This is a genomic window from Cellulomonas hominis, assembly GCF_005239125.1.
GTDB lineage: Bacteria > Actinomycetota > Actinomycetes > Actinomycetales > Cellulomonadaceae > Cellulomonas > Cellulomonas hominis_A.
Map to the genome: position 1 here is coordinate 1 of NZ_SZYE01000227.1, position 5,059 is coordinate 5,059.

A 5,059-nucleotide genomic window follows, 5' to 3' on the forward strand; every position below is an offset into this window, starting at 1 on the left:
CGCCGCCGAGTCGAAGTGACCGCCGCCCCCGCACCGGGCGCCGCCCCGCGCCCGGTGCGGGTGGTCGTCCTCGACCACACCGCCCAGCTCGGCGGCGCGGAGCTCGCGCTGCTGCGCACCTGCCGGGCGCTGGACCCGGCCGCGGTCGACGTGACCGTGGTGCTGTTCGCCGACGGCCCGCTCGCCGGCCGGCTGCGGGACGCGGGGGTCGCGGTGCGCGTGCTGCCGCTGGACCACCGGATCGCGGAGACCGACCGCGCCGCGGCCGGCCGGTCGGCGCTCGGCGCGGCCCGGTCGGCGGCGGCGACGCTGCCGTTCGTCGCCCGGCTGGCCCGGTTGCTGCGGGACCTGCGGCCCGACGTCGTGCACACGACCTCGCTCAAGGCGGACCTCATCGGCCTGCCCGCCGCCCGGCTCGCCCGCCGCCCGCTGGTCTGGCACGTGCACGACCGGATCGCCGAGGACTACCTGCCGGCCCCGGTCGCCCGGGCCGTCCGCGTCCTCGCCCGGCGCGGGCCGCGGCACGTCGTGGTGAACTCCCGGGCCACCGCCCGCACGCTGCTGCCGCTGCCGCGGGGCTGGACCCTCGCGTACCCCGGACTGGCGCCCGAGCAGGTGGCCGCCGATCCCGCCGCCCGCCCGGTGCCGGCGACCCCGGTGGTCGGCCTGGTCGGCCGCGTCAGCCCGACGAAGGGCCAGCGGGAGTTCGTCGCCGCCGCCGCGCTGCTCGCCGAGCGGTTCCCGGACGCGCGGTTCCGCGTCGTCGGCGCGGCGCTGTTCGAGGAGCAGGCGTACGAGGAGGAGCTGCGCGCGCAGGTCGCCGCGCTCGGGCTGACCGACCGGGTCGAGCTGACCGGCTGGGTCGCCGACCCGGTGGGGGAGATCGACCGGCTGTCCGTCCTGGTGCACGCCTCGCCGGTGCCGGAGCCGTTCGGCCAGGTGGTCGTCGAGGGCATGGCCCGCGGGGTGCCGGTGGTCGCGACCGCGGGTGGCGGCGTGGACGAGATCGCGGTGGCCGGCGACGGCACGCCGCGGTGCCTCGTGGTGCCGCCGCGCGACGTCCCGGCGCTGGCGGACGCGGTCGGGCGGGTGCTGGACCGGCCGGAGGAGGCCGCGGCGCGGAGCACCCGCGCGTGGAAGGACGTGCAGGCGGACTACGCGATCGCCCGGACCGCCGAGCAGCTCACCGCGGTGTGGCGGCGGGCCGCGCGTCCCGCACGCGGGTGAGCACCGCCTGCATCTCGCGCACCCGGTCCGACCAGCGCGGCACGTCCGCCGGCGCCGGGCCGATGCCCGCGGGCCGGCCCTCCGCGAGCACCCGGACGACGGCGTCGGCGAGGTTCTGCGGCGAGGCGGTGGTGACCCGGTCGGCGGGCTGGTCCCGGAACCCCGCGACCGGGGTCGCGACGACCGGGCGGCCGACCGCCAGGTACTCGTAGAGCTTGATCGGGTCCAGCGAGTCCGTGAAGCCGTCGACCACGTGCGGCACCAGCAGGACGCCGGCGTGCTGCAGGTACCCGGGCACCAGCGCGGCCGGGCGCGGCCCGAGCACCACCGCGCCCGCGGCGTCCAGCCGGGTCAGGTCCAGCGGGTCGAGCAGCGCCGGCCCGACGAGCACCAGGTGCGCGCCGGTCGCCCGCAGGTGGGTGGCGACGCGCAGGCACGCCGCCACGTCCAGCCGGTCGGGGTGCATCGTCCCGACGTACACCGCGTACGGGCCGTCCGGCAGGTCGGCGGGGCGGGGCTGCGGGGTGCGGTAGGCGTCGACGTCGACCGCGTTCGTGAGCAGCGTGACGGGGCGGTCGGCGCCCTTCGCCCGGGCCAGCGCCGGGGAGCACACGACCACCTCGGCGCACCGCTCGACGAGCAGGGCCTCCGCCGCGCGCGTCCGCTCGAGCTCCGCCGGCTCGCGCACGGCGCGCAGCCAGTCGTCGGTCACGTCGTACAGCGACCGCCAGCCGGTGGCGCGGAGCACGGCCGCGCCGTCGGGGTCGTTCACCCAGAGCACCGGGTCGGTCATGCCGAGCCGGCGGGCCACCCGGGACACCGTGCGCGCGCGCCGGTCGTCGCCGGCCGGGTCCAGGCGCCGCGGCAGCCACTTGGTCGGCCGGTACGCCCAGGCGCGGCCCTCGGGCGCACCGTCCTCGGGGCCGAGCCGGCGCAGGCGCCGGCCGAGCGTGGGGGAGGCGCCGCGGCGCAGGTCGTGCAGGTGGTCGACCGGCGGCTCGACGAACAGCACGCGCAGGCCGGGGTCGGTGGCGAGCAGGCCGGCGACCAGGTGCTGGTTGCGGCGCCACACCTCGTCCCAGGGCTCGAGGGAGAGGACGACGAGGTCGCGGCGGTCGTCGCGCGCGGGGGAGCCGGGGGCGTCCGCCGGCGTCCCGGGGGCGACGGACGGCCCCGCGTGGTCGCGGGTCCCGGCGCTCACCGGCTCACCCCGGCCGGCGGGGTGCCGGGCGCGGCGGACGGGGTGCCGCCGGGCGTGGTCGGCGCCGCGACGGGACGCGGGGCGGGGGAGTCCGGCCCCAGCGGCGCGCCCAGCACCGCCGCGTACACCGCCGCGATGCCGTCCGCGTGCGTGCCCGGACCGAACCGCTGCTGCTGCAGGGCCCGCAGCTCCTCCCCGTAGGCCGCGCGGCGCTCGGGGTCGCGCGCGAGGCGGGCCAGTGCGGCCCCCGCGGCCTCGACGTCGTCCGGGGGCACGAGCACCGCGCCGTCCGCGGCCCCGACGGTCTCGGAGTGCCCGCCGCCGCGGCCCGCGACCACGGGGGTGCCGTGCGCCATCGCCTCCACGACCGACAGCCCGTACGGCTCGTCGCCGCGCGGGGCGAAGAAGATCCCGGCGGTGCCGAGCAGGGCGGGCATGTCGGCCCGCATCCCGAGGAACCGGACCGACGCCCCGAGGCCGAGCGCCCCGGCGAGCGCCTCCAGCTCGGGCCGCAGCGCGCCGTCGCCCGCGAGGTGCAGCTCCCACCCCTCGGCGGCGAGCCCGGAGGCGGCCCACATCCGCAGCGCCACGTCGGTGCGCTTCTCGGCCTCGAGCCGCTGCGCCATCAGCACCACCCGGCGGCGGTCCGGTTCCGCGCCGGTGCGCGGCACGGTGGGGACCCCGGGGTGCACGACGGTCGACGGGCCCTCGACCCGACCGGCGACGTACGCGCTGATCGCGACCTGGGCGGCGATGCGCGGCGCCACGAACCGGCCGACCGCGCGGCCCACCGCCGACGACCCGCGGCGGTCCGCGAAGTGCCGGGTGGCGACCACGGGGGCCCGGGCGGCGGCGGTCGCGGCCAGCTCGGCGGCCGTCATGTGCGCGTGCACCAGCCGGGCGTCCACGCGGCGCAGCGCGGTCGCGGCCCGCAGCGGGGTCGGCGCGGGCGCCCACCGCACCCCGGAGCCGGCGAGCTCGGCGGGCATCCGGTCGGCGGCGCCGCCCAGCACCTGCACCCGCAGCCCGCGGGCGTCCTGCGTGCGGGCGAGCGTGGTGACGTACCGCTCGACCCCGGCGAAGGCGTCCGTGCACACCACGTGCACGACGTCGACCGGCGCGGCGGTCACGAGCGCTCCCGGTGGCCGACGGGCAGCGGTCCGCGCCGGCGGCGGGGGCGGCCGCCGACGACGGCCTCCCGCAGGTGCCGGGCGCGCCGCCCGGCGGGGCTGTCCGCCGGGCCGGGGGTGCTGCGCGACGACGGGGGCGGCGGTCCGAGGGCGACGGGGACGTCCTCCTCCTCGCCCGAGCGCTGCGCGTGCGCCTGGGCGCCGAGGCAGATGCCCGCGATGACGAACGGGATCGACACCTGGGCGGCCACCCAGAACAGGTCGAACTGCCCCTGCACGAGCCGCATGAGCACGAGGACGAACGCGAGGGTGCCGTACCGGGAGTCGACCCGCCACAGGATGACGAGGATCGCCAGGAACATCACCAGGAAGCCGACCAGGCCGACGACGCCGCCGGAGGACAGCATCTCGAACTCGGCGTTGGGCGGCTGGAAGTTCTCCTCGAACCGGTCGGTGTACCACCAGCGCAGGCCGGCGCCGAACCAGGGGTACTCCTGCCAGATCAGCAGCGACTGCCGGAACCAGATGAGCCGCTGGTACGCCGAGTTGTACTGGTTGCCGGACTCGAGCTGGTCCTGCACCAGCGTGCCGATGACGACCGCGGCGCCGGCGATCGCCAGCAGCACGATCTTCGACCGGTGGCGGTGCGGGTCGGGCCGCAGCGCGACGACCGCGATCGCCACCGCGAGGCCGATCAGCGCCTGCCGCGACTGCGCGACGAGGATCCCCGCGAGGAACAGCCCGAACAGGCCGAGGCACACCAGGTCGTTCCACCGCAGCCAGCGCGGCCGGGCGTAGACGATGATCGCCGCGAACGCGAGCACGCAGCCGATGTAGTTCTTGTGCATCAGCAGCGGTTCGTTCAGGTACACCGGCCCGGTGTTGCCCGACGCGAGGTTCACCGCGAACTGCGCGAGGGCGGCCAGGGCGACGACGACCGAGCCGCCGATGTACAGCCCCAGCGCGAGCCGCGCGTGCCCGGCCGCGCCCACCGCCCAGCCGACCAGCAACGCGCCGCCGACCAGCAGCCACTCGTGGAGCCACTCGACCGCGTTCGCCGCGTACGGGTTGGCGATCACCGTGAACAGCACCGTGGCCTGGTAGAACGCCGAGGCCCACAGCACGTTCCGCATGGGGCGGGTCAGCGGGCGCCGGCAGAACAGCAGGGCCGGCCAGAACGCCGCGAACAGCACGAAGTCCGACACGGACAGCGCCCCGCCGACCCGGTTCACCAGCAGCAGCAGCGGCATGCCGAGCACGGGGAGCGCCATCGGCATCCGCAGCGTGAGGCCGACGAGGAGGACGGCCGCCGCGACGCCGAGCGCCAGCACCGGCTGGGTGGACGTGACCGCGGCGACGACCAGGCCGGTCGCGAGCAGGCCGCCGCCGGCCAGCGCGCGGCGGCCGGCGGTGCTCCGGGGCAGCCGCTCGGCGGCGGCACCGCCGAGGGTGGTCCGGTGCGGGCGGACGCCGGGGGCGAGCTCGGCGGAGGGCGCGGGGG

Annotated in this window: 4 protein-coding genes; 1 reads left to right on the plus strand and 3 read right to left on the minus strand. The window is 78.4% G+C overall.

The genetic code is table 11. From position 1 onward, the window contains the following. The coding region (locus tag FA014_RS17620) for a glycosyltransferase (RefSeq protein WP_230323347.1) at nucleotides 1-1,227 on the plus strand (1,227 nt) is incomplete at its 5' end. Here the strand turns inward: FA014_RS17620 and FA014_RS17625 are convergent. The 3 genes from FA014_RS17625 to FA014_RS20985 form a co-directional block, all read right to left on the minus strand. Then, nucleotides 1,184-2,428 carry a glycosyltransferase gene (locus FA014_RS17625; protein WP_154730933.1) on the minus strand — a complete coding sequence of 415 codons (1,245 nt, stop codon included), beginning with the start codon at nucleotides 2,426-2,428 and terminating at the stop codon, nucleotides 1,184-1,186. The two genes, FA014_RS17620 and FA014_RS17625, sit on opposite strands and share 44 nt — an antisense overlap. Further along, nucleotides 2,425-3,558 (minus strand): glycosyltransferase family 4 protein, encoded by a 1,134-nt coding sequence (locus tag FA014_RS17630; protein WP_154730934.1) that lies wholly within the window; start codon nucleotides 3,556-3,558, stop codon nucleotides 2,425-2,427. The genes FA014_RS17625 and FA014_RS17630 overlap by 4 nt, the downstream gene beginning before the upstream one ends. After that, nucleotides 3,555-5,059, minus strand: a 1,505-nt coding sequence (locus FA014_RS20985) for an O-antigen ligase family protein (protein ID WP_154730935.1), incomplete at its 5' end; no start/stop codon positions are given. The genes FA014_RS17630 and FA014_RS20985, both read right to left, overlap by 4 nt.